Here is a 24,960-nt window from a genome sequence, read left to right on the forward strand (position 1 = left end):
AGAATGGTTGAAAAACAGCTAGAGGTGGGTTTCATGAATTTCGACGAACAGATCATACGTAAAGGTTCAAAATCAGTGAAATGGGATCAAGCAGAGTCTTTGTTCCTGACAACAGATGCCCTCCCGATGTGGGTGGCCGATATGGATTTTAAAGCGCCGCAGGTCGTCCTTGATGCATTGAAAGAGCGATTAGACCATGGTGTATTTGGCTATGCATTTCAAGATCAGGATACGCAGCAGGCAGTAGCTGGATGGCTCAAAAGAAGACACGGATGGACCATTCAGACAGAAGCGGTCACTTTTACACCAGGCATCGTAACGGCACTTAGTTTTGCTGTTCAAGCCTTTACAGCACCGCATGACGAAGTAGTTATACAGTCACCAGTGTATACACCTTTTTATCAAATGATTGAGCGAAATGGACGTACAGTCTCAACCAATCCTTTAAAAATAGAAAACAACCGTTATATGATGGATTTTGATGATTTAGAGAAAAAACTGAGCAGACCACAAGCAAAGCTCATGTTCCTATGTCACCCGCATAATCCGTCTGGAAGAGCGTGGTCAAAAGAGGAATTAAAGCGAGTTGGAGACCTCTGTGTGAAGCATGGAGTCACAGTCGTTTCAGATGAGATTCATTCTGATTTGATGCTTTACGGGAAGCAGCATGTGCCCTTTGCCAGCCTTTCTGACGACATTGCACATATTACAGTAACGTGTATTGCGCCGAGTAAAACCTTTAATCTAGCGGGGCTCCAGGCATCTGCTATTATCATTTCAGATGAAGAAAAAAGAACCCTTTTCACCAATGAATTGCAAAGAAACGGACTGTCCAAACTGAATGCATTTGCGATTCCAGCGATGGAAGCAGCATACCGCCACGGGGATGAGTGGCTTGATGCCCTTGTTCTTTATCTCGAAGGCAATATGAAGATGGCGATGGACTATATTGACGAAAATCTTCCAAATATGCGTTATATGAAACCAGATGCTTCTTATTTATTGTGGCTGGACATTCGGGATTATCAATTCAGTCAAGCGGAATTAAAGCGGAATCTGCTAAAGAAAGGGAAAGTGATCCTAGAGCTTGGCCACGTGTACGGACACGAAGGAGACGGCTTTATTCGGATGAATCTCGGCTGTCCTGCTTCAACAGTCAAAGAAGGACTGAAACGTCTTCATCAAGCGTTCACGCTATCAGCTGAATAAGATCTATACGGTAGAAAGAACATCCTAACGGGTGTTCTTTTTAAAGAAAAAAACCCTCCTTTTATCATATCTACTTTGTACATGAAATGATATAATGAGAGGAATTACTATTATTTACGAGGAGAGCATTTAAATGGAAATGTTCAAGGATTTTCTGCTCCATGTATCTTTTATTCTATTTCCAATCTTTTTATATCATGCGCTATGGCTAAGCCGGACCCCTGCTCATTTCCCAAAAACGAATAAACTGCTCATCACAGTATTCGCATCCATCTCTTCAGCACTATGTATTATGTATCCAGTTGGTTCGATTTTAGATTTGCAGACTGGGCTTCAATCCATTCCCCTTGTACTTGCTATTTTATACGGAGGATACATGGCGGGGAGCGTTGCCATCTTGATAAGCATCATTGTCAAATTCGTGATGTATGGCTCTTTCTTATGGATTGGACTCATTGTTGTCCCAATTTACTTTTTCATCCCGTTCCTGTTCTACCGAAAATGGCATCAATATTCGAAGCCAAATAAGCTTTTTTACGGAGTGCTTATCGGTTTATCCAAAGGATTCTTTATTTACATTGGACTGCTTGCGGTCAGCTTACTGGAATACAGCCCAGCTTTTATTATGCAGCAAAAGCTCCTTGAGTTATTTTTCTCAACTCTTTACTACATATTCTTTCTTGTGCTCAGTATCTATTCCATTGAATTCGTTAAAGAAAATGCGGAAATGAGAACACAGCTTGTCCAGTCAGAAAAACTGACCATTGTAAGTGAACTTGCTGCAAGTGTCGCCCATGAAGTACGCAATCCGCTGACAGTTGTGAGAGGATTTATTCAATTGCTCTTTTCGAGTGATCATACAAAAGAGCCGCCTGCCAATAAAGATTATAAAAATCTTGTTCTATCCGAATTAGACCGGGCGCAGGACATTATCACGAGTTATCTTGACATCGCAAAACAAAACTATTATCAAATTGAATCACTCAATCTATCTAAATTACTTGAGGAATGTGCATCACTGATGACATCCTATGCGAATTTTAAATCGGTCACGATTCATCAATCCATTGAACCTGACTTATACATTCAAGGTGACGTAACGAAGATCAAGCAAGTCATGATTAATTTAATCAAAAATGCGATAGAAGCAGCTCCCGAACATGAAGGAAAGGTTGAACTTTTTGCTTCGAAAGAAAATCATAAAATCTGCCTTTATTTCGTTGATAATGGTGTAGGTATGACAGAAAGCCAAATGAAAAAGCTTGGCGAACCGTATTACACCTTGAAAAACAAAGGGACAGGGCTTGGGCTGACAGTGACTTTTTCAATTATTGAAAATCACCATGGAACCATACGTTTCAAAAGCTCGCTGCAGTCTGGAACAACCGTCACCGTAAAATTTCCTGAAGATACAAGAAGAAAATGATTAATCCATTTTTTTTGTTCTTTTTTCATCTATCCGCTCCTGCTTCTTAGACGCACGCACGATGAGACGAAAACAAATAAACGCAGCAATAAAGAACATCACCGTGGTGATCGCCGCCGGGATGTACTCCCTTTTATCTTCAGGAAAATATAGTAGAAAAAGTACGATGAATGACATCTCGCCATTCCCCCTTTTGCTCGTTTACTTCACTATATTGGCTAAAAGAAATGAAATACCTTCCTATGAGAAGGAAATGGAGGAATTTCACATGACAGACATTCAAATTGGACAAGTTGTGAAAGGTTTTTATAAAACAGGTGTATACGTTGGGGAAGTGACAGCAGTGAAACCATCGACCTATCTCGTTCAAGTAAAAGCCATTCTGACACATCCCACTCAAGGCGACCTGCATCATCCGAAAGAAGCAGACGTGCCTTTTTTCCAGGAGAGGCGGGCTTTGGCCTATAGAGAACAGACCAATATCCCTCATCATATGGTGAAACCTTTTGATGGCGATATACCTGATTATGAAGAGTCACTGAAAGAAGCTGTAGATAAATTGAAACAAGCACTCCATGCGGATGATTCCAAATGGGCTGAAAAATCAAGAGCGTGCCTATCTTCTCTTGAGAAAGATTATTTTCCAGAAGACGTCCGCTAATCAGCCGAATCAAAAAAATGTGAGAAATCGATCAGCTCACCAATTTTGGTCGTTTGCGGATTTTCCACATAGGCTCTGTCTTTTTCAAAAAGGGTTAACAGCTGATAAGTCGTCATGGCATCATCGAGTGCTTTATGATGCTTACCAGCTCCTTCACTGCCATATTCCTTTGCCGCTTTTCGAAGCCCTGTCAGTGTGCGGTCACCAAAAAAGGTTTTATATTCAAAGGCAAGATCCCTCAGTTTCCCCTTAAAAGGAAAGCTAATATGATTAAGCATACAATTTTGCTTCAATACCTTCATGTCCATGTTGCCCCACGTAATAATCTCACAATTCTCTCCCCCATCAAGTGACACGAGCTTCTCGATAAACACCTCAAATGAAATCCCGCTCTCTACATCCTCCTGCGTAATTCCGAGGAATGATTTACAGCGCTTCGTCAGCTTTGGGAACTTTTTCGGTTTGACGTAGCTGGAGAATGTGTCTATGATCGTTTCATCTGCTGCTTTCACTACCCCAGCTTCAATAATTTCAGGAAAAAAGTTTTGTGGATGATATTTTCCATCAGGCATCGTAAATTCAAAATCGACCACAAGCACCGTCTTCTGTTCCACCAGTTTCACCTCACTTTTTCGTCAGTTTTCATTCTCATACCATTATATTAAGGTGGACCTTGAAATCACTTCATTTTCGTGAAAATAATGCAGATTCACTACGCCCAACCTATTCATCTGATGAAAGATCGTTTATTTTCCTTTATAATTATTAAGGAACACGAAATAAATAAAGAAGGTGGTCTCTATCACAAACAGGAAGAAAAACTTGTACATCATGTGGTTTGTGAACTTTTTTGTATCTGCGAGCATTACAATGATCGTCCCTTTTTTATCACTTTACATAGAATCTCTTGATAGCAGCTATTCAAATGAATTTGTTCAAAGATGGAGCGGCTATGTCTTTGGGGTCACGTTTTTAACGGCCTTCCTGATCTCTCCAATTTGGGGGCGGATTGGCGACCGGCATGGCTATAAAAAGATATTATTAATTAACGGTATTGGCATCGCCACAAGTATTCTATTAATGGGGCTTGTGCACACCGTGTATCAGCTATTCGCATTAAGGCTCTTCATGGGGCTTGTCACAGGCTTTATCTCGACTTCCATGGCACTGATTTCTGCACAGACCGAAAAGGCAACTGCCGGTAAAACCCTTGGAACGATGCAGATGAGTAATGTCGCCGGAGGATTGTTTGGTCCATTAATGGGCGGATTCATGGCAGACAGCGTCGGATTTATTTATACGTTTTTCCTCACAGCGGCTGTCATTTATGTGTCAGCTATTGTGATTATCTTCGGAGTGAAGGAACAGCCGATCCGGTCAAAAGAAGCAAAGCGTGTTTCTTACTCACGGAAGGATGTACTCTTTCACATTTTCAAACAGCCTTTACTTATAGTCACGATGCTTTTAACGTTTATTACACAAGTAGGGAACTTTAGCATTCAGCCGCTTTTGGCTTTATACATTCATGATTTACATGGTCCTGTCAATCTCGCTTTTTATGCGGGGCTTGCATTTTCTGCAACTGGACTTGGCAATTTGCTGTTTACGCGAAAATGGGGAGATCTCGGAGATCGAATTGGTCATGACAAGGTGCTGCTTGCCCTTCTCATCCTCTCCTCTATTTTATTCATCCCGCAAGCGATGGCGGATTCGTACGTGATGTTAGTCATTTTCCGTTTCCTATACGGCATGGCACTTGGCGGCATTATTCCGTGTACGACGGCGTATATTCGGATCAAAGCACCTACTTCTATGCAAGGGGAAGTGCTCGGATACAATGTCAGCTTCCGCTTTCTTGGGAATGTCGTCGGTCCGGTAATCGGCGGCATTGTGGCGAGTCATTACGGGATTCCAGCTGTCTTTTATGTCACTGCCGGCATTTTTCTGTTTGGCGCTTTATTTTTATGGGTGGTCCGCTCGCATGCGAAGACAAAGGAAAGGAGTGTCTGATCATCTTCAGACACTCTTTTTTTCTTTCAGAAAAGCCTTATTCACTAGACTTCACGCCCATTCTTTTCTAAAAATAACCTTCTCGTATTCGCAAAAGAATGGTACGATATGGCTAGAAAATTGAAGAAAGTGAGTGACCTCATGTTTCGTGCAATCATTGGTTGGTTATTACTTGCTGCCCTCATCCCATTATTTGCTCTGACTTTTTATCTATCAAAGGAAGAAGCTGCAAGTGTAAAGCCTGTTAACGAAGTGCTTGATCAAAAAATCAAGCTGGAAAAGATAGATTTTTCCCAAAACAGTTATATGTATGACCGGGATGGTTCTCTCATCTCCGAGATCGTCTCAAACGATGAGAACCGAGTGTTCGTGAAATACGATAAAATTCCTGAACCTGTGAAGGAGCTGTTCCTCCGATCAGAGGACCGCAACTTCTATGACCATAAAGGCATTGACTTTATGGGGGTGGTTCGTGCCCTTGCTGCAAACGTCAAAAACCATGGCATCAGCCAAGGAGCGAGTACGATCACACAGCAGCTGTCCCGTAACTTATATTTAAGCCATGAACGTTCGTTCAGCCGAAAGTTTACAGAGCTGCTCTATTCCTATGAACTTGAGCGGAAATTCTCGAAAGATGAAATTCTCGAAAGCTATTTAAATACGATTTATTTCAGTAATGGTGTTTACGGTGTCGGTTCTGCGGCTAATTACTATTTTGATAAGCCGCTTAGTTCTTTAACACTCGCACAAATGGCATTTATCTCTGCTATTCCAAACAACCCAACACTGTATGACCCATTAAAACAGTTCAAGCACACAAAGAAACGCCAAGAACGACTGCTTGGTATTTTGAAGAAAGATGGCGTCATCACCAAAAAGCAATACAAAAAAGCCGTCAAAGAAAAAATCAGTCTATCCTTAAGTGAAAAGAAAAACCTTTACCCTGACTATGTGACATATGCCAATGAAGAGTTTACCGATCTTGTGTCTGATCAGGAGGGCTTTACAAAACGATTGAAGAAGGCCAAAACGGCTGAAGCAAAAAAGGCAATTCAAAAAGAATTATCTGAAAAGGTCAGTGCTCTGCTCCAGGATGGCGTGAAGATTTATACGGCGCTTGACCCTTCCTTACAGCAAAGAGCTGTCTATCAGCTCAATGCTCAATTGCCTTACCAAGGGGTCGAAGGTGGATCAGCCGTCATTAATCATGAAACGCATCAAATTGTTGCACTTGCTGGCGGGAAAAATTATAAGAAATTTGATTTTAACTATGCTTATCAAGCGCAAAGACAGCCTGGTTCTGCGATTAAGCCGCTTTTAGACTATGCGCCTTATATTGATCAAACCGGTGCAACGGCTTCAAGCACTATCAGTGCCGGCAAGTTTTGCAGCAGCGGATACTGCCCGCAGAACTATAATCATAAAACGTATGGAACAGTCACACTTGAAACAGCCTTTAAAAATTCTTACAATACCCCTGCGATCCGAATGCTGGATACAGTAGGTGTCAAAAAAGGCTTCAGCTATTTAGAGAAGTTCTCATTCGAGCATATCGTAGCAGATGATTACCGCCTTCCTTCTGCACTTGGCGGATTTACGAAAGGCTTCTCACCGCTAGAAATAACAGATGCGTACACCGTTTTTGGCAACCAAGGAGCCTACACACAAAGTCATTCGATCACAAAAGTGACAGACTTAAACGGCAAGACCCTTTACAAGTGGAAAGAGTCGCCAAAGCAAGTATATTCTCAGCGGACAAATGAAACGATGCGTAAGCTGCTTTCCTCCGTTGTAAAAAGTGGAACAGGGAAAAAAGCGAATTTCAATGCCCCTTATATCGGTGGTAAAACAGGGACATCCAATGACTACAAAGATATTTGGTTTGTGGGACTGACAGATCAGTACACAATGGGTGTCTGGGTCGGAAGAGATAGAGGAACGGTTGAATCGATTTATCGTTCAAGCCCGCACTTACGTATTTGGAAAAATACGATGCAATACGCCAGATAAACAGGAGGTTTGATTGCGATGCATTCAACACATCCATCCCATTTAATTTTATTTGACGGTGTCTGCAACGTGTGCAGCGGCGCTGTTCAATTTGTGATTAAGCGCGATCCGAAAGAACGGATGATGTTCGCTTCATTACAATCAGATACAGGACAACGTATCTTAAAGGAAAACGGTTTGCCTTTAGAAGAGTTCAATTCATTCATTTATATTGAAAAAGGGACCCTTTATACGAAGTCAACAGGCATCTTAAAAGCCGCGCGGCATTTAAAAGGGATCTACAGATGGAGCTTTTTACTCCTTGCCATACCTCGCCCAATCCGTGATTGGTTTTATGAGCTGATTGCAAAAAATCGCTACAAATGGTTTGGTCAAAAAACATCTTGTATGATGCCTACACCAGATATTCAAAAGCGGTTTCTTTCATAAAAAAAAGCATCCTCCAATGATAGGAGGATGCTTTCTTTGTCTGCTTACGAAGGCAGACTTGCCATCACACTGTTATAAAGCTTAATAAATAAGTACAAAATACCGATCAAAAACGTCGCCCAAAACAGCAGAATAAACATCATAAATCCAATCAAATTCAGCATATTAAGCGATTGATAAATGCGAACCACAACCCAGATAAAATAGACAAGACTTGCTAATGCAAAAAGTCCGACTAGCAGAATGAGCTGCTGCGTCAACAGAAATGCAAGCAAGCTGGCAAATAAATAAACAACGGATGCAATCCGAATTTTTTTTAAGTTCTCCCCTTCAGGGTCCTTAGCGAAAAAGAGTAACGCCAGCTCTAATACCGTATCTGCAATCAGTTTTAAGGCAGATAAGATCATAAAATAAACAAGTGCAAAAGCGGCAAAAAGAGCAAGACGGATGCCCTGTTCTGAGAAAAATTCCAGCATTCCTTTTAAAATACCTGCTTGAGTCAAGAAATCAGTTGTGATACCTACTGTAAAAATCGAAAAAGCAGAGCTGAATAGTAAGATTGAAATCAGCGGAAAATATCCAGTCAAATATGTATTTTTCATAAATAGTTCCTTTCTCATAAGCTCACATTTATTATGGCTCACTTAAAACGGATTGACAAGATGCTTTCAAAGTAAACTGACAGCAAAATCAAATTTATGATTTTGCACGTACATTCCTTCACAAACTTACATTTTCCCGTTAAAGTATTACTGTTACGAAAAAATGTTAGGGGTATACTCGTGAAAAAAACTTTAAGACTGCAAACACGGCTGACGATCTTTGTGTGTATCGTTGTCCTGATCTCCCTTTGTATCACATTCTTTACGATATGGTCGGAAACAGCCAAGAACATTCATCAGCAGGAGCGTGACATTGCTCTCTCTACTGCCAAAATGGTCGCAGAGGCACCGATCACAGCACAATCATTAGAAGATCATTCATATTCAGCATTACGAAAATATACAACAAATGTTCAACAAATCACCAAAACCGAATTCGTTGTCGTCATGGATATGAAAGGTATCCGCAAAACACACCCGAATCCGCAGAAGATTGGGAAACGGTTTGCTGGCGGTGATGAAAAAGCAGCATTACAGGGAAAAGAACATATTAGTACGGCTTCTGGAACACTCGGCAGATCCATGCGTGCTTTTGTTCCTGTTTATGATCAAAATGGTAAGCAGCTCGGGGCTGTGGCCGTAGGGATTACGTTAAAGGAAATTGACTTGATTATTCATCAAAGCTTACTTCCACTCTACTTCGTCACATCACTCAGCCTCCTATCTGGCATCATCGGGGCACTCATTGTGGCAAGAAAAGTGAAGAAGATTATGTTTGGACTTGAGCCGGATGAGATTGCCACATTGCTAAAAGAACGAAGTGCCATGCTAGAATCAACAAAAGAAGGGATTCTTGCCGTCGATCAGCACGGTAAAATTAAGCTGGCCAATGCAGAGGCAAAACGACTCTTTCATAATATGGGCATTATGGTTGATCCTAGAGAACAAGATGTTCAAACTCTCCTCCCTTCAAGCGGCTTAAAACAGGTCATTGAAACACGCAAGCCGCTGCTTGATCGTGACGTGAGAATGAATGGACTGGAGCTCGTTTTTAATGAAGTACCAATTACAGTAAATGATGAGATTGTCGGGGCCATCGCCACCTTCCGTGACAAAACAGAAGTCAAACACCTGGCTGAGCAGCTTAGCGGGGTCAAAATGTATGCGAATGCCCTCCGTGCCCAGTCACATGAATTTATGAACAAGCTTCATGTCATTTTAGGTTTGGTCCAGCTCAAAAACTACGATGACCTTGGCACTTACATCAAAGATATTGCCATTTATCAGCAAACGGAAACAAATGAAATCATCAACCATGTGAAAAACTCTGTTTTAGCAGGATTTTTACTAGGAAAACAAAGCTATATCAGGGAACAAGGCGCTTCCTTAGAGGTTATTTGCAGCACACAAGTGCCAAATACGGAGGACCCAGCAGTGACGCATGACCTCATTACCGTGATTGGCAACCTGTTAAATAATGCCCTCGATGCGGTTTCACATACTGAGACGAAAAACATCTCGATCTCCTTCAGATACGTTCAGGAACAGCTTCACATTGAAATCACGGACACAGGTGTTGGTCTCACAAAAGAAGAACAAGACATCATGTTTGATCAAGGCTTTTCAACTAAAGGAGAAGACCGAGGTTTCGGACTCTACTTCGTTGACCAAAGCATCAAGAAATTGAATGGACATATGATTGTCACGAGTGAAAAAGGAGAAGGAACGACCTTTAGTCTCCGCATTCCGTATAAACAAAAGGAGGATTCACATGATTAATGTGTTAATAGTAGAAGATGATCCAATGGTTGGGGAGCTGAACAAACGCTACCTGACCCAAATCGATGGCTTTGAGTTAAAGGGGATTGCCACCTCTTTTCAGCAGGCGCTTGAAGTGTTAAAAACAGAAGTCATTCACCTCGTACTGCTCGATATTTATATGCCAGGTCAAAATGGGCTGGCATTACTAACAGAAATTCGCCAGCAAAATCATGCCGTTGATGTCATTGTCATTTCGGCTGCAAATGAAGTGGACGTTGTTCAGCAAACGATGCGAAACGGAGCGGTTGATTATTTAATCAAACCTTTTGAGTTCGAACGATTCCAATCAGCACTGGCAGAGTATAAACGGAAACACGCCCTGTATCAATCCATGAACAGCATTTCGCAAAATGATTTAGACGCGAAGCTTTTTCATAAAAAAGCAGAGGCGGAAAAAGTCCTCCTGCCAAAAGGCCTGACCAAAAGCACACTCAAACTCATATGGACAAGCATTCAATCATTTGGTCAGCAGGCTTTCACGACCGAAGACCTAGCCAATCATACAGAAATCTCTCAAGTCTCCATTAGAAAATATTTGAAATTCCTTGAGGACATCGAAGTGGTGGATGTTGAAATGGCTTATGGGACAATTGGACGTCCTGTTTTCCAATATAAACTGAACACGAGCAATATGAATTTGATTCAGCAATATCTTTAAACTGTTACATCTGACCTTCACGAAAGGCCAGATGTTTTTTTATGGCATACGATGTAACAAACCCCTTGATATCAGTGATTCTACTGTAATAGAGCACATCACAAAAGCGGCATTATATCATATTTCAGCAGATAAAAAGACATCAAATAAAGCCATTTAACATTTTTTTAAAAATAAAACAAATTTCTATTTATTTATTCGATGGGAAATGATAAATTATGATTGATTAGTTCAACGAGATATAAGTCTGATGTCTTACATCTTCTCTCCTGTCCTCCATAAGTTTCATGAGAAAGCAGGATAAAATACCCTCTTTAGGGTGAGAAGAAGATAGATCGGTCTTTTTTCGCGAGACTTTTCTGAAACTTTTAAATTTTATAGGGGGTTATGTTTTGAAGAAGCGCAAAATTGGACTAGCATTGTCCTTAGTCGTAGCAGCAGGAACCATCCTTGGAGCATGCGGCAACTCTGGCTCAAACAGCGGTGAAAGCAAAAAAGATAAAGATCAATTCACTGTTGCAATGGTAACTGATGTCGGTGGTGTCGATGACAAATCGTTTAACCAATCAGCTTGGGAAGGTTTACAAGCATTTGGGAAAGACAACAATCTAAAAAAAGGTAAAAACGGCTTTGATTACTTACAATCTAAATCAGATGCTGACTATACAACAAACTTAAACACACTTGCTCGTGAGAAATTCGATCTCATTTACGGAATTGGTTTCTTAATGGAAGATGCTATATCTGAAATTGCGGATCAACGTAAGAAAAACCACTTTGCTATCGTTGATGCAGTCGTGAAAAAAGACAACGTGGCCAGCATCGTGTTTAACGAAAACGAAGGATCATTCCTTGTGGGTGTTGCGGCTGCTCTTACAACAAAATCAAACAAAATTGGTTTTGTCGGCGGCGTTGATTCTGAATTAGTCAGAAAATTCGAAGTCGGTTTCCGTGCAGGTGTTGAAGCTGCTAACCCGAAAGCAAAAGTTGAAGTGAAATATGCTGGTGCATTCGATAAGGCTGACATCGGTAAAGCAACAGCTGAAAGCATGTACAAATCTGGCGTCGACATCATCTATCATGCTGCTGGCGGCACTGGAACTGGTGTCTTCACAGAAGCGAAAAACCTGAAAAAAGCGGATCCTAACCGTAAAGTTTGGGTCATCGGTGTAGATAAAGACCAGTATGACGAAGGAAAAGTACCTGGAACAAAACAAAGTGTCACTCTTACTTCTATGGTTAAGAAAGTAGACACAGCGGTACAAGACTTAACAACGAAAGCAAAAGATGGTAAGTTCCCTGGCGGCGAAGTGATCACATACGGTCTGAAAGAAGGCGCTCTTGACATCTCTCCATCTAAGGAAAACCTTGATAAAGATGTATTAAAGAAAGTGGAAGAATGGAAACAAAAAATCATCAAGGGCGAAATCAAAATTCCTGCAACACGTGATGAATTAAAAGATTTTAAAGCTTAATTTGAGCATCGGGATAAGCGCGCCTTATCCCCTTGCCTCTCCTTTACCTCCTCTTTATTCGTAAAAGGTGGTAAAAGAAAAGCTGCAGCCTCGTTTTGCAGCTTTTCTTTTGCTAGTTTTTATCTTCATCAGCACCCTAAAAAAGGAGCGGTTAAACCTGTGGATTATGTCATTGAAATGTTGAATATACGCAAAGAATTCCCTGGCATTGTAGCAAACGACAACATTACGCTGCAGCTAAAAAAGGGCGAAATTCATGCGCTGCTTGGTGAAAACGGCGCTGGAAAATCAACGCTCATGAACGTGCTTTTCGGACTGTACCAGCCTGAAAAAGGTGAAATCAAGGTACACGGAAAACCCGTGACCATCTCTAGTCCAAATGATGCTAGTGATTTAGGCATCGGAATGGTGCATCAGCACTTTATGCTTGTCGATACCTTCACTGTCGCTGAAAACATCATTTTAGGTAAAGAGCCAAAGAAGTTTGGAAAGATTGACAAAGAGCAAGCCATACAGCAAGTACAAGAACTTTCTGACCGCTATGGTTTGAAAATAGATCCTGCCGCAAAAGTATCTGACATCTCTGTCGGTATGCAGCAACGTGCAGAAATCTTAAAAACACTTTACCGCGGCGCTGACATTTTGATCTTCGACGAACCAACGGCCGTTTTAACACCTCAAGAAATCAAAGAACTCATACAAATCATGAAAAACTTAATCAATGAAGGCAAATCCATTATTTTAATCACCCATAAGCTGAAAGAAATTATGGATGCCTGTCATCGCGTGACCATTATCCGAAAAGGTCAAGGTATTCGTACACTTGATGTGGAAAGCACAAATAAAGACGAACTTGCAAGCCTCATGGTTGGTCGTGAAGTGTCATTTAAAACAGACAAAAAAGCTGCTTCTCCTGCTGAGGAAGTTCTTCAAATTCAAGACCTCACAGTAAAAGACGCCAGAGGAATTGAAGCGGTCAAACAGTTAAACCTCTCAGTAAAGGCTGGCGAAATTGTTGGAATTGCTGGGGTAGACGGCAATGGCCAGTCTGAATTAATTGAAGCCATTACCGGTCTAAAAAAATCAGAATCTGGCACGATCATGCTAAACGGGAAAGCCATTCAAAATCTCCCGCCTCGTAAAGTGACCGAATCTGGGATTGGACATATTCCTCAGGACCGTCATAAACATGGACTTGTACTCGATTTTTCAATTGGAGAAAACATTTCCTTACAAACGTATTATCAGCGTCCTTATTCAAAATTCGGCTTATTGAATATGAAGAATATTTATCAAAAGGCAAAACGAATCATTGCGGAGTATGACGTCAGAACACCGAGTGAATATACAGAAGCGCGCGCCCTGTCAGGCGGTAACCAGCAAAAAGCCATTATCGGCCGTGAAGTGGACCGCAATCCTGATTTATTAATTGCCGCTCAGCCGACACGAGGACTTGATGTTGGTGCGATTGAATTTGTTCATAAACGTCTCATTGAGCAAAGAGACTCTGGCAAAGCCGTTTTGCTCATCTCCTTTGAGCTTGATGAAATTATCAATGTTAGTGATAAGATCGCTGTCATTTTCGAAGGCAGCATTGTGGCCATTGTTGATCCAAAAGAAACAACAGAGCAAGAGCTTGGCCTATTAATGGCTGGAAGTACGCAACAGGAAGTGGGGAAAGAAGCAAATGTCTAATCGCTTAACAAATCTGCTGATTCCGCTTATAGCCATTGTACTTGGTCTTTTGGTTGGGGCCATTATTATGCTGGCAAGCGGTTATAGTGTCATCGAAGGCTATGGCGCCCTTTGGAATGGCGTTTTCGGTGAAACCTATTATATGGGAGAAACCATCAGGCAAGTGACACCTTATATTTTATCAGGTCTTGCTGTTGCCTTTGCATTTCGGACAGGCCTGTTTAATATCGGTGTCGAAGGTCAAATGCTTGTTGGCTGGGTAGCTGCTGTATGGATTGGAACAACTGTCCATGCACCTATGTATATTCATCTGCCGCTTGCACTCATCACCGCAGCTGCTGCAGGTGCTTTATGGGGCTTTATTCCCGGATTTTTAAAAGCTCGTTTTTATGTGCATGAGGTCATTGTCACCATCATGATGAACTACATTGCCCTTCATGTCACAAACTATTTAATCTCAAATGTCTTAACAGATAATAAAGATAAAACAGATAAAATCGATGCCACTGCCTCTCTTCGCTCTGGATTTTTTGAGCAGATCACTGATTTCTCCCGGATGCATAACGGTATTTTTGTTGCCATTATTGCGGCGGTCGTGATGTGGGTCATTATTCAAAAAACTTCTAAAGGGTTTGAGTTACGGGCTGTTGGAATGAATCAGCAGGCATCACAATATGCTGGCATGAACGTTCGCCGCAATATCATTTATGCGATGCTCATTTCAGGTGCTTTTGCAGGTCTTGCAGGCGCTATGGAAGGTCTTGGTACATTTGAATATGCCTCTATTAAAGGCTCGTTTACTGGCGTAGGTTTTGATGGAATTGCTGTCGCTTTATTAGGTGGAAATACGGCTGTTGGTGTTGTCCTTGCTGCATTATTGCTTGGTGGATTGAAGGTCGGTGCATTAAATATGCCGCTTGAATCAGGCGTACCGACTGAGGTTGTTGATATTGTCATTGCGATCATCATTCTTTTCGTCGCCTCAAGCTATATTATTCGTCTTGTGATTCAACAAATGAAGAAAAAGGGGGGAAAATAAGTGGGATTTCTGCAAATACTTGAAATCATCGTCCCAGCTACACTTGTTTATGCTGCACCACTTATTTTAACCGCTCTTGGAGGCGTCTTTTCAGAAAGATCAGGTGTTGTCAATATCGGTCTTGAAGGTTTGATGGTCGTCGGAGCATTTTCCAGTATTATCTTTAACTTATTTTTTGCTGATACGTTTGGAGCCTTGACCCCGTGGCTTGGGCTTCTCGTTGGAATGGCCGTTGGCGGATTGTTCTCACTGATTCATGCAGTCGCGACCATTACCTTCCGAGCTGATCAAACGGTCAGTGGTGTGGCCATTAACATGCTGGCACTTGGCGCTACATTGTTTGTCGTAAAACTGATTTACGGAAAAGCACAAACTGATAAAATTACAGAACCTTTCTATAAAGGAGATATTCCCCTTTTAAGTGACATTCCGATCATTGGTGATATTTTCTTTAAAGATGTTTATTATACGTCCATACTTGCTTTAGCCCTTGCGGTGGTTGCATGGTTTGTTTTATTTAAAATGCCATTTGGTCTTCGTCTTCGTGCAGTTGGAGAGCATCCAATGGCAGCAGATACAATGGGAATCAAAGTGTACCGGATGCGTTATATCGCTGTCTTCATTAGTGGACTGTTTGGCGGTCTTGGCGGGGCTGTTTATGCCTCAACGATCGCGCTTGATTTCTCCCATGCCACCATTACTGGACAAGGCTTTATCGCACTAGCTGCGCTTGTATTCGGTAAATGGCATCCATTCGGCGCAATGGGAGCTGCTTTATTCTTTGGATTTGCTCAAAGTTTAAGCATCATTGGTTCTCTCCTGCCGCTGTTCCAAGATATACCGAATGTGTATATGCTCATAGCACCATATGTGCTCACCATTTTAGCACTTACTGGCTTCATCGGACGTGCCGATGCACCGAAAGCACTTGGTACACCTTATTTAAAAGGAAAACGATAAATACGATGTATGATCAATCCCCTGAAGGACAAACTACCTTCAGGGGATTTTTGTATGATAAAAAACTCAAAAACTCCTGTTTATTTTACTTTTATTACACTTATTTTAGTTTAATAAATAGATGAGTGTCACAGAATCTTCTACAATTGAGACAAATAGCATTTGGGGGTGTTTATGTGGCTAATGCACAACAATTGAAATCGATTACAGACGATTCTGACAATAATAAAAGCGTTTTCCGTAAGATCATGTCTTGGAAAATTGGTGTTATTGATCTACCTGTGTATTTAGTACTTGCAGCGATTATTTTAACTGCCGCTTATTTTAATAAAATTCCAGCAAATATGCTTGGTGGTTTCGCTGTTATTATGATTTTGGGGATTTTCCTTGGAGATGTAGGACAACGTATTCCAATCTTAAAAGATATTGGTGGACCGGCGATTCTTTCTTTATTCGTACCATCGTTCCTGGTCTTTTTTAATGTTCTAAATCCGAACTCATTGGAAGCGGTTACGTCTCTGATGAAAACGTCGAACTTCCTTTACTTCTATATTTCTGCTCTTGTAGTAGGAAGTATTCTTGGCATGCAGCGAACTGTTTTAGTACAAGGCCTTATTCGTATGTTTGTCCCTCTAGTTGCAGGTACAATTGCAGCTGTGAGTGCTGGTATCCTTGTTGGCCTTTTAGTTGGTTACACACCGCATCATTCATTCTTCTTTATTATTGTACCGATTATTGCCGGTGGTGTTGGAGAAGGGATTTTGCCATTATCTATCGCTTATTCACAAATTCTTGGTGTATCAGCAGAGTCATTAATTTCTCAATTAATTCCTGCGGCTGTCATTGGGAACGTCATTGCCATTATCTGTGCTGGCGCAATGAAGAAGCTTGGTGAGAAACGTCCTGAACTGAATGGGAATGGCCGTCTTGTGAAATCTAAAGAAGCAAACGAAATTTTCGAACAGCCAGATATGGATGCAAAAGTTGATTTCGGGTTAATGGGTGCTGGTGTACTCGTTGCTTGTACAACCTTCATCTTTGGTGGTTTGTTAGAAAGCTTTGTTCATATTCCAGGTCCAATCTTAATGATTGTTCTTGCTGCTTTAATCAAATACTTAAACGTGATGCCTCAGCATCTTCAAAATGGCTCACAGCAGTTCTACAAGTTTGTATCAAGAAGTTTTACATGGCCGCTAATGGTTGGTCTTGGTATTCTATACATTCCACTTGATGATGTAGCAACTGTCATCTCAATTCCATTCGTATGCGTATGTATCGCTGTTGTACTCGCAATGGTTGGTTCTGGTTACTTCGTTGGAAAACTAATGAACATGTATCCAGTCGAATCTGCTATTGTCACTGGCTGTCACAGTGGACTTGGCGGTACTGGTGATGTTGCCATTCTTTCAGCTTCTGGAAGAATGGGTCTTATGCCTTTCGCACAAGTATCTACACGACTTGGCGGAGCAGCAACTGTTATCTGTGCAACGATCTTACTCAGAATGTTTAGTTAAACTACCACACATAAAAAGCATGAGCTCTCACATGGGCCCATGCTTTTTTTATATTTCTTTTCTCCTATAGGATCTCTTATTCATCAGCTAATACAATTCGTAAATATTCCCTGGGCTGAAAAGGATACAGCTTGGTTTCTTGATAGCTCATGTGAAGAAGATGCTCAGAAAATAGCGGCCATTCACTCCCGGCCTGCCACCTTTTTTGATCATTTCGGTCAATCAAGAATGCTCCTCCTAAAATCGTGCAGAATAGGCTTAAGCTGATGGCGATCTTTCGTTTCATTTGATCAGCTCCTTTAAGAAAAGCATGTACGAAAAACAAAACAATATACAATGAGTGTCATTTTTGATAAAATTATTTTTGTGGTCAAAAGAACCTAAAACAAATATAGTTTGCTTGAAATCGTTTCAAACCAATGCACTATGGCTGTATTTACGCTATAATTTTAATTACCAGTTCTTTAGAACGTGAATTTATATTGATCAAAGGAGGTTCATTTTCTTGCAGCTTATTCACTTCGCCATCCTATCACCTTTTTTACTCGCTTTTGTTGTACCTTTCCTTTACAAATATGTGAAGCGTATACATACAGGATGGTTTGTTCTCATCTTGCCGATTCTTTTATTTACCTATTTCATCCAAATGTTACATATCACTTCGAATGGACGAACGCTTTTCTCACAGGCTGAATGGATTCCATCTTTAGGGATGAATTTCACTGTGTATGTCGATGGTCTCAGCCTGTTATTTGCTTTATTAATTACAGGTATCGGCGCACTTGTGGTGCTGTACAGTATTTTCTACTTATCAAAGGAAAAAGAACAGCTTGGCTCTTTCTACACGTATTTGCTCATGTTTATGACCGCGATGCTGGGTGTCGTTCTTTCTGACAACATGGTGGTTCTATACTTGTTTTGGGAGTTAACGAGTATCTCTTCCTTCCTCTTAATTGGGTATTGGTATAAGCGGGAGCGCTCTAGGTATGGGGCAACGAAATCACTGCTTATTACTGTTTTTGGCGGATTAGCTATGCTTGGTGGCTTCATCCTCATTTACCTGATTACTGATTCATTCAGTATTCGTGAAGCAGTCAATCAGCTTCAGCTCATTATGGCATCACCTTACTTTATCCCTGCCATGATCCTAATCTTATTAGGTGCCTTTACGAAATCAGCGCAGTTCCCATTCTATATCTGGCTGCCTGATGCAATGGAAGCACCGACCCCTGTGAGCAGTTATCTGCATTCTGCTACGATGGTGAAAGCCGGTATTTATCTTGTTGCCCGCTTCAGTCCAATCTTTGCTATATCAGAGGTATGGTTCTGGACCATTTCCATCGTTGGACTTGTCACATTATTCTGGGGATCATTCCACGCCGTCCGGCAAAACGATTTGAAAGCCATTCTGGCCTATTCGACAGTGAGTCAGCTCGGCATGATTATGCTCATGCTTGGCGTCGGCGCAGCTGCGATTCATGAAAACAATCCTGCCTTTTTTGGCGCAGCCATTCTTGCAGCTATTTTTCACCTCATTAACCATGCTACGTTTAAAGGAAGTCTCTTTATGGCAGCTGGTATTATCGATCATGAAACAGGAACTCGTGACATTCGAAAATTAGGCGGATTAATGACGATCATGCCGATTACCTTCACAATTACGTTAATCGGTACATTTTCAATGGCCGGATTACCGCCATTTAACGGTTTCTTAAGTAAAGAGCTATTTTTCACAAGTATGATACGAATTTCTGACATCAGTTTTACGGACGTTTCAACATGGGGTGCTATCATCCCAGCACTTGCTTGGCTCGCTAGTGTCTTTACGTTCATTTATAGTATGATGCTCCTCTTTAAAACTTTTAGAGGCCGTCTGAATATAGACCAATTGGAGAAAAAACCGCATGAAGCACCGATCGGCATGCTCATTCCGCCAATCATTCTCGCTGCACTTGTGGTCACCTTCTTCTTTTTCCCTAATATTCTTGCCTATTCTGTCATCGAACCCGCAATTGCGGCGATCATTCCTGAAGCGATTGAAACAGGAAGCCGTTTTTCTGTGAAGATTGAAGCATGGCATGGCTTCCAGCCAGAGCTCTATATGACAATAGGTGTTGTTGTACTCGGCACAATCGGCTACTTGACGCTTTCAAAATGGCGTCCAATGTACAACATCTTTAAGGAAAAATGGTCATTTAACGCTTTATACGACCGCTCTCTTATCGGTTTGGAAAAAGGGTCATACCGCCTGACCAACAGTTATATGACTGGTTTTCTTCGTGACTATCTTGTCTATGTGTTTGGGTTCATGATTATCGTCATTGGCGGCGTCATGTTTTATCAGCAGGCCTTTTCATTTCAAACAGATCAGGCTGCCTCAATTGGCACGTATGAGGTGATTCTTTCACTTGTGATGGTGGCGGCGACGATTGCAACAGTCTTCGCAAGCTCACGATTAACAGCTATTATTGCTCTAGGTGTCATGGGCTACACGCTGTCATTATTCTTCGTGATTTTCAGAGCACCTGACCTTGCGCTGACGCAGCTGATTATTGAAACGATTTCTGTCGCACTGTTTTTGCTTTGCTTCTATCATTTGCCGAAGCTGAGCTTAAAGCAAAAAACGAGAAGATTCAAAATGACCAATTTCATCATTTCATTAGGTGTTGGGGTTGTTGTCACTTGTCTAGCTTTCGCTTCCACAAGTCAGCAGTCACTTGACACTATCTCAACTTACTTTATTGAAAACAGCTACAAACTTGCTGGCGGTGACAATATTGTCAATGTCATTCTTGTCGATTTCAGGGGCTTTGATACCCTTTTTGAAATCACTGTGCTCGCCATTGCGGCACTTGGTATTTATGGGTTATTAAAAACACAAGCAAAACGGAAGAGAGGTGTGCGGCGATGAGAAAGATTGATACGAATGATATGCTTTTGCAAGTCACAACAAAAATCACAGCATTCATCATCTTGCTCTTCTCCCTTCACCTATTTCTTGCGGGGCATAACAATCCTGGCGGCGGATTCATCGGCGGCCTGATGAGTTCTGCGGCTGTCGTTCTTCTGCTTTTAGCCTATGATCTGAAAACAGTAAGACGCATTTTACCCTTTGACTTTATTTATGTAGCTGGAGCCGGTTTGCTCGTTGCGATCCTGACAGGTATGGGATCCTTTCTATTCGGTGCACCTTTTCTATCACATGCATTTGATTATTTCCAATTACCGTTTTTAGGAAAAACAGAACTGGCAACAGCCGTCCTGTTTGATATCGGTGTGTATTTGGTCGTTGTTGGTGTCACCATGACCATTATTCAAATGATTGGAGAGAAGGAATAATGGAATTTCTAATGTCTATTATCGTCGGAATTATTTTTATGGCGGCGACCTATTTGATGCTGTCAAAAAGCCTTCTGCGGGTCATCGTCGGTACTGCTGTTTTGAGTCACGGCGTCCACTTGCTTCTTTTAACAATGGGCGGCTTAAAAAAGGGAGCGCCTCCCGTTCTAAAAGAGGGGCTCACATCCTATGTAGATCCATTGCCGCAAGCATTAATTTTAACAGCCATTGTCATTGCTTTTGGTGTGACATCCTTATTACTTGTCATGGCCTTCCGAGCCTTCCAAGAGCTGCGAACAGATGACATGGATCAAATGAGAGGAAATGATCAGCATGAATAATCTCGTGATCCTGCCTATTTTAATTCCATTACTAGCTGCTACACTATTGATCTTTATGAATAAAAACATCATGCTGTCAAGAGTTTTTAGTGTCTTGGCATCTCTCTCAGCCATTATATGTAATGCATATTTGGTTCAAACGATTTTCACAAATGGGATACAAACCCTTTATTTAGGCGGCTGGAAAGCGCCATTTGGGATTGCCCTTGTGGCCGATCAATTTGCTGCACTCCTTGTGCTGACCGCTTCCGTTGTCGGGCTTGTGACAGTCCTCTTCTCCTTTCAAACGATTGGGAAAGAAAGAGAGCGGCTCTTCTATTATTCTGGTGTGCAGTTTTTGTTAGCTGGCGTGAGCGGAGCCTTTTTAACGGGAGATATATTCAACCTGTTTGTCTTCTTTGAATTACTGCTGATGGCATCTTATATGCTCATTGTATTAGGCGGGTCAAAGCCTCAGCTTCGTGAATCACTCAAATATATTGTGTTTAATATCATCTCGTCGGCATTATTTATTGTCGGAGTTGCCTGTTTATATGCAGTGACGGGTACGCTCAATATGGCTGATTTAAGTGTGAAAATAGCTGAATCAGGGCAAACAGGGTTAATCACTGTTATTTCCATCCTGTTCCTCATTGTATTCGGCTTAAAAGCTGGGATCTTCCCGCTTTATTTCTGGCTGCCAGGATCGTATCATGCGCCGCCAGCAGCGATTTCAGCTCTTTTTGGGGCTTTGCTCACAAAGGTTGGCTTATATGCGATTGCCAGAGTCTTTACATTAATTTTTATACATGATACAGGCTTCACCCATACACTCATGGCGTGGCTTGCCGCACTGACGGTGATATTCGGTGTGATTGGCTCAATCGCCTATTCTGATGTGCAGAAGATCGTGATTTATAACATTGTCACAGCAGTTGGGGTCATTTTGTTTGGATTTGCAGCCAACACACCTGCATCACTCCAAGGAGCCATTTATTATCTCATTCACGACATGGTGATCAAAGGGGCTTTATTTATGCTGGCAGGTGCCCTCTTTGTGTACGCTGGCACAAACCAACTGAAAAAAATGGGCGGACTGATTCAATCCCAGCCTCTATTAGGATGGATGTTTTTCATATCGGCTTTATCGCTTGCAGGAATTCCGCCGCTGAGTGGCTTTGTTGGAAAACTAAAAATTGTGGAAGGTGGATTTTCTGCTGGACACATGACGTTTTCTATCCTGGTCTTACTGTCCAGTCTCCTTGTCCTCTACTCTATTATGAAGATTTTCATGTCCGCATTTTGGGGCGAGGAACAGGATATGCGAAGAAGAAAGCCGTCAATTAAAGGAATGGTGTATCCTGGCGTACTGCTTGTCGTCTTATCGCTTGCCATTGGGTTAGGGACAGAGTTCATTGCCCCTTATATCAATCAAGCAGCGGAAATGCTCTCTACACCAGAAAAATATATTCAAGCTGTGCTGAAGGAGTAGATGAACATGGCCTTTCAAATATTATTAAACGCTCTCCTCGCCTTTACATGGATGTTTATGAATGATACATACAGAGCTGCAGACTTTGTATCAGGGTTTGCATTAGGGATGATCGCCATTTTTATGCTGCGGCGATTTTTCCCGCAGCGTTTTTACGGCTATGCCCTTTATGCGATTTTCAAGCTTATCATCATTTTTATTCGCGAGCTGCTTCTTGCCAATTTAAGTGTATTAAAGACCGTATTATCTCCAAAGCTCACGATTAAACCCGGAATTTTCGCCTTTCGTACGGATTTGAAAACAGATTGGGAAATCACCATACTGGCCAATATGATTACATTGACACCAGGTACACTAGTGATTGATATTTCCGACGATCGTTCCATTTTATACATTCATGCGATGGATATTGAAGATGCTGAAAAAGCCATTCACGATATCCGGGTTTCATTTGAGAAAGCGATTCAGGAGGTGAGCGGTAAGTAATGGAACTCATTTTGCAAATTTCACTTGGCATTCTTGCGCTGTCTACCTTGCTTTTTGTGATACGAGTGATCAAAGGTCCCTCTATTCCTGATCGTGTGAGTGCGCTTGATGCGATAGGAATCAATTTAATTGGGATGACAGCCATCGTTTCAATTTTACTGAAAACCACTGCATTCTTTGAGATTATTTTACTGCTCGGTATCCTTGCCTTTATCGGTACTGTCGCTTTTTCCAAATTTCTTGAGAAAGGGGAAGTGATTGAAAATGATCGTCATCGCTAAAGCCATCGTCATTTTCTTTATCCTGCTAGGCGCTATCCTCTGTTTGATTTCAGCTATTGGTGTCCTTCGACTGCCGGATGTTTACACACGTATGCATGCTGCATCAAAAGCATCGACACTTGGCGTTGTTCTGATTTTAGTAGGTGTGTTTTTTCATGAATGGTTTCTTGCAGGCGTTATTTCTGCAAAAATCCTTCTCGGCATCGTATTCATCTTCCTGACAGCACCAGTCGGCGCACACTTAATCGGAAGAGCCGCCTACAATACTGGTGTTAAGCTCGATAAACGCAGTGTACAAGATGATTATGGCGGTTTCCGTAACTTTGTAATTAAACGAAAAGAAGATTCTTATTTATAAAAAGCGAAAAAAGAATGGCCTGATATGTTGGGCCATTCTTTTTTTATCGCTCAACGTGCATATAAAAAAAGCTTCCGCTGCACCGGGAGCTTTTTTATATGCGATCAATGACAGCAAGTGTGCATCTGGACGTACAGATGTGCCGGTCTCGATCATCTTTTATATCGATTTGAAATACCATTGTACGCCGTCCTATATGCACAGGAACAGCTGTCGCTGTCACAACTCCATCGCGTACAGATTTTAAATGATTGGCATTAATTTCAATACCTGAGCAAACTTGCTGCGTTAAGTCTAAATGAGCCGCAGCCCCCATGCTCGCCACTGTTTCTGCTAGAGCAGCAGATGCTCCTCCATGCAGCAGTCCAAATGGCTGTTTTGTTCTGTGATCGACTGGCATTGTTGCAACGCATCGTGATTCATTGCACTCTACAATCTCAATGCCTAGTGCCTCAAGCAGTGTATTTGATCCGCTCACATTCATTAAGGCCCTCTCCCTTCACACGTTTACAGCACACTTTCAGACTTGGCAATTAACACCGCTTCTGTACGAGATCCAACATTCAGCTTATTAAAGATGGATGTCAAACTGTACTCAATTGACCGTTTGCTCAAATGAAGCACATCGGCAATCTCCTGGTTCGTGTATCCTTTTTCCACTTCTCTAAGGATCAAACACTCCCGTTCCGTTAAGAGATCGTGGTCAGTCTGCTGCGCTTGTTCTGGCTTTTCTTGCTGCTGTGAAATCAATTTCTTTAAATAGGACAGCTGAATGACAACTTCTCCTTGCAATGTCCGGTGTATGTATTCAATAATTTTGTCTTTCGTCTCTGTTTTACTAATTGCACCGTGTAATCCAGCCCGAATAGCCTCTTCAAAATAATCATCTACTTCATACCCTGTATAAATGATAATTTTCACTTGATGGTTGGTTTCTAAAATTTGTTTCGCTATGTCCATTCCATTGATATCCCCGAGATTTAAATCCATTAAAATCACATCATAGATGGAAAAGTCATGCGTCTTTAAAAAGGCGGCTTCTGCATCAGGACTTAAACAATCGACTGATAGCTGCTGGTCTGATTCTAATATGCTTTTTGTCCCTTCCATGACAGCCGGATGATCATCAATGACCAATATCTTCTTCATGTCTTCCTCCCTTTAAATCACTCACT

At 41.6% G+C, this 24,960-nt stretch carries 26 protein-coding genes; 20 read left to right on the plus strand and 6 right to left on the minus strand.

Annotation, left to right across the window (positions count from 1 at the left end):
- Window positions 1-33: 33 nt before the first annotated feature.
- Window positions 34-1,209, plus strand: a complete 1,176-nt coding sequence (locus NST59_RS14660) for a MalY/PatB family protein (RefSeq protein WP_341040790.1) — start codon at window positions 34-36, stop codon at window positions 1,207-1,209.
- A gap of 133 nt (window positions 1,210-1,342) precedes the next feature.
- Complete coding sequence (locus tag NST59_RS14665) at window positions 1,343-2,635, plus strand: sensor histidine kinase (RefSeq protein ID WP_047203298.1); 1,293 nt, start codon at window positions 1,343-1,345, stop codon at window positions 2,633-2,635.
- Here NST59_RS14665 and NST59_RS14670 read toward each other — a convergent pair whose 3' ends face one another.
- The gene (locus NST59_RS14670; RefSeq protein ID WP_180272437.1) at window positions 2,636-2,812 is read right to left on the minus strand and encodes a hypothetical protein; all 177 of its coding nucleotides are present in this window, start codon (window positions 2,810-2,812) and stop codon (window positions 2,636-2,638) included. It lies immediately after the preceding gene.
- A gap of 91 nt (window positions 2,813-2,903) precedes the next feature.
- Between NST59_RS14670 and NST59_RS14675 the strand changes: the two genes are divergently transcribed.
- Complete coding sequence (locus NST59_RS14675; protein ID WP_058838072.1) at window positions 2,904-3,296, plus strand: kinase-associated lipoprotein B; 393 nt, start codon at window positions 2,904-2,906, stop codon at window positions 3,294-3,296.
- Here NST59_RS14675 and kapD read toward each other — a convergent pair.
- Window positions 3,293-3,910, minus strand: a complete 618-nt coding sequence (kapD, locus tag NST59_RS14680; protein WP_099663613.1) for a 3'-5' exonuclease KapD — start codon at window positions 3,908-3,910, stop codon at window positions 3,293-3,295. The two genes, NST59_RS14675 and kapD, sit on opposite strands and share 4 nt — an antisense overlap.
- A 217-nt stretch (window positions 3,911-4,127) precedes the next feature.
- Here kapD and NST59_RS14685 point away from each other — a divergent pair, with 217 nt between their 5' ends.
- The 3 genes from NST59_RS14685 (at window position 4,128) to NST59_RS14695 (ending at window position 7,745) form a co-directional block, all read left to right on the plus strand.
- Window positions 4,128-5,306 (plus strand): MFS transporter, encoded by a 1,179-nt coding sequence (locus NST59_RS14685; RefSeq protein ID WP_313902631.1) that lies wholly within the window; start codon window positions 4,128-4,130, stop codon window positions 5,304-5,306.
- A 108-nt stretch (window positions 5,307-5,414) separates the two neighbouring features.
- On the plus strand, window positions 5,415-7,316 hold the full coding sequence (locus NST59_RS14690) for a transglycosylase domain-containing protein (RefSeq protein ID WP_047203301.1): 1,902 nt from the start codon (window positions 5,415-5,417) through the stop codon (window positions 7,314-7,316).
- An 18-nt stretch (window positions 7,317-7,334) separates the two neighbouring features.
- Window positions 7,335-7,745, plus strand: a complete 411-nt coding sequence (locus NST59_RS14695) for a thiol-disulfide oxidoreductase DCC family protein (protein ID WP_268474728.1) — start codon at window positions 7,335-7,337, stop codon at window positions 7,743-7,745.
- Between the two features lie 44 nt (window positions 7,746-7,789).
- Here the strand turns inward: NST59_RS14695 and NST59_RS14700 are convergent, their stop codons facing one another.
- Window positions 7,790-8,347 carry a YufK family protein gene (locus NST59_RS14700; protein WP_039181089.1) on the minus strand — a complete coding sequence of 186 codons (558 nt, stop codon included), beginning with the start codon at window positions 8,345-8,347 and terminating at the stop codon, window positions 7,790-7,792.
- Between the two features lie 180 nt (window positions 8,348-8,527).
- Here NST59_RS14700 and malK point away from each other — a divergent pair, with 180 nt between their 5' ends.
- The 7 genes from malK (at window position 8,528) to NST59_RS14735 (ending at window position 17,509) form a co-directional block, all read left to right on the plus strand.
- Window positions 8,528-10,126: a malate sensor histidine kinase MalK gene (gene malK, locus NST59_RS14705; RefSeq protein ID WP_064498103.1), complete on the plus strand. Its 1,599-nt coding sequence runs from the start codon at window positions 8,528-8,530 to the stop codon at window positions 10,124-10,126.
- The gene (locus NST59_RS14710; protein WP_024423307.1) at window positions 10,119-10,826 is read left to right on the plus strand and encodes a response regulator; all 708 of its coding nucleotides are present in this window, start codon (window positions 10,119-10,121) and stop codon (window positions 10,824-10,826) included. Before malK ends, NST59_RS14710 begins: the two co-directional genes overlap by 8 nt.
- Before the next feature lie 392 nt (window positions 10,827-11,218).
- Window positions 11,219-12,301, plus strand: a complete 1,083-nt coding sequence (locus NST59_RS14715; RefSeq protein WP_039181096.1) for a BMP family lipoprotein — start codon at window positions 11,219-11,221, stop codon at window positions 12,299-12,301.
- A gap of 159 nt (window positions 12,302-12,460) precedes the next feature.
- A complete protein-coding gene (locus NST59_RS14720) occupies window positions 12,461-13,996 on the plus strand; it encodes an ABC transporter ATP-binding protein (RefSeq protein WP_039181099.1) in 1,536 nt (511 codons plus the stop codon).
- Entirely contained in the window at window positions 13,989-15,035 is a 1,047-nt protein-coding gene (locus NST59_RS14725) for an ABC transporter permease (RefSeq protein ID WP_039181102.1), read from the plus strand. Before NST59_RS14720 ends, NST59_RS14725 begins: the two co-directional genes overlap by 8 nt.
- Complete coding sequence (locus tag NST59_RS14730; protein WP_024423311.1) at window positions 15,036-15,995, plus strand: ABC transporter permease; 960 nt, start codon at window positions 15,036-15,038, stop codon at window positions 15,993-15,995. It begins immediately after the preceding gene.
- A gap of 176 nt (window positions 15,996-16,171) precedes the next feature.
- The gene (locus NST59_RS14735; RefSeq protein WP_047203307.1) at window positions 16,172-17,509 is read left to right on the plus strand and encodes a 2-hydroxycarboxylate transporter family protein; all 1,338 of its coding nucleotides are present in this window, start codon (window positions 16,172-16,174) and stop codon (window positions 17,507-17,509) included.
- A gap of 76 nt (window positions 17,510-17,585) precedes the next feature.
- On the opposite strand, the gene NST59_RS14740 is transcribed toward NST59_RS14735, so the two are convergent.
- Complete coding sequence (locus NST59_RS14740; RefSeq protein WP_024423313.1) at window positions 17,586-17,795, minus strand: hypothetical protein; 210 nt, start codon at window positions 17,793-17,795, stop codon at window positions 17,586-17,588.
- A gap of 219 nt (window positions 17,796-18,014) precedes the next feature.
- Between NST59_RS14740 and NST59_RS14745 the strand changes: the two genes are divergently transcribed.
- The 7 genes from NST59_RS14745 to mnhG are packed head-to-tail and all read left to right on the plus strand — an operon-like array spanning window position 18,015 to window position 23,785.
- Window positions 18,015-20,420: a Na+/H+ antiporter subunit A gene (locus NST59_RS14745; RefSeq protein ID WP_144490170.1), complete on the plus strand. Its 2,406-nt coding sequence runs from the start codon at window positions 18,015-18,017 to the stop codon at window positions 20,418-20,420.
- On the plus strand, window positions 20,417-20,848 hold the full coding sequence (locus NST59_RS14750; RefSeq protein ID WP_039181111.1) for a Na(+)/H(+) antiporter subunit B: 432 nt from the start codon (window positions 20,417-20,419) through the stop codon (window positions 20,846-20,848). Before NST59_RS14745 ends, NST59_RS14750 begins: the two co-directional genes overlap by 4 nt.
- Window positions 20,848-21,189 (plus strand): Na(+)/H(+) antiporter subunit C, encoded by a 342-nt coding sequence (locus tag NST59_RS14755; RefSeq protein WP_024423316.1) that lies wholly within the window; start codon window positions 20,848-20,850, stop codon window positions 21,187-21,189. Before NST59_RS14750 ends, NST59_RS14755 begins: the two co-directional genes overlap by 1 nt.
- Complete coding sequence (locus NST59_RS14760; protein ID WP_024425940.1) at window positions 21,182-22,660, plus strand: Na+/H+ antiporter subunit D; 1,479 nt, start codon at window positions 21,182-21,184, stop codon at window positions 22,658-22,660. Before NST59_RS14755 ends, NST59_RS14760 begins: the two co-directional genes overlap by 8 nt.
- A gap of 6 nt (window positions 22,661-22,666) precedes the next feature.
- On the plus strand, window positions 22,667-23,146 hold the full coding sequence (locus NST59_RS14765) for a Na+/H+ antiporter subunit E (RefSeq protein ID WP_024425941.1): 480 nt from the start codon (window positions 22,667-22,669) through the stop codon (window positions 23,144-23,146).
- Window positions 23,146-23,427, plus strand: a complete 282-nt coding sequence (locus NST59_RS14770) for a Na(+)/H(+) antiporter subunit F1 (protein ID WP_039181117.1) — start codon at window positions 23,146-23,148, stop codon at window positions 23,425-23,427. The genes NST59_RS14765 and NST59_RS14770 overlap by 1 nt, the downstream gene beginning before the upstream one ends.
- Window positions 23,411-23,785 carry a monovalent cation/H(+) antiporter subunit G gene (gene mnhG, locus NST59_RS14775; RefSeq protein WP_024423320.1) on the plus strand — a complete coding sequence of 125 codons (375 nt, stop codon included), beginning with the start codon at window positions 23,411-23,413 and terminating at the stop codon, window positions 23,783-23,785. Before NST59_RS14770 ends, mnhG begins: the two co-directional genes overlap by 17 nt.
- A gap of 94 nt (window positions 23,786-23,879) precedes the next feature.
- On the opposite strand, the gene NST59_RS14780 is transcribed toward mnhG, so the two are convergent.
- Together NST59_RS14780 and NST59_RS14785 are read right to left on the minus strand one after the other, a co-directional pair.
- Window positions 23,880-24,269, minus strand: coding sequence for a hotdog fold thioesterase (locus NST59_RS14780; RefSeq protein WP_047203310.1), 390 nt, complete (start codon window positions 24,267-24,269; stop codon window positions 23,880-23,882).
- Between the two features lie 23 nt (window positions 24,270-24,292).
- Window positions 24,293-24,934, minus strand: coding sequence for a response regulator transcription factor (locus NST59_RS14785; protein WP_024423322.1), 642 nt, complete (start codon window positions 24,932-24,934; stop codon window positions 24,293-24,295).
- Window positions 24,935-24,960: the final 26 nt, after the last annotated feature.

The organism is Bacillus sp. FSL R5-0439 (assembly GCF_038008805.1).
Classification (GTDB): domain Bacteria; phylum Bacillota; class Bacilli; order Bacillales; family Bacillaceae; genus Bacillus; species Bacillus safensis.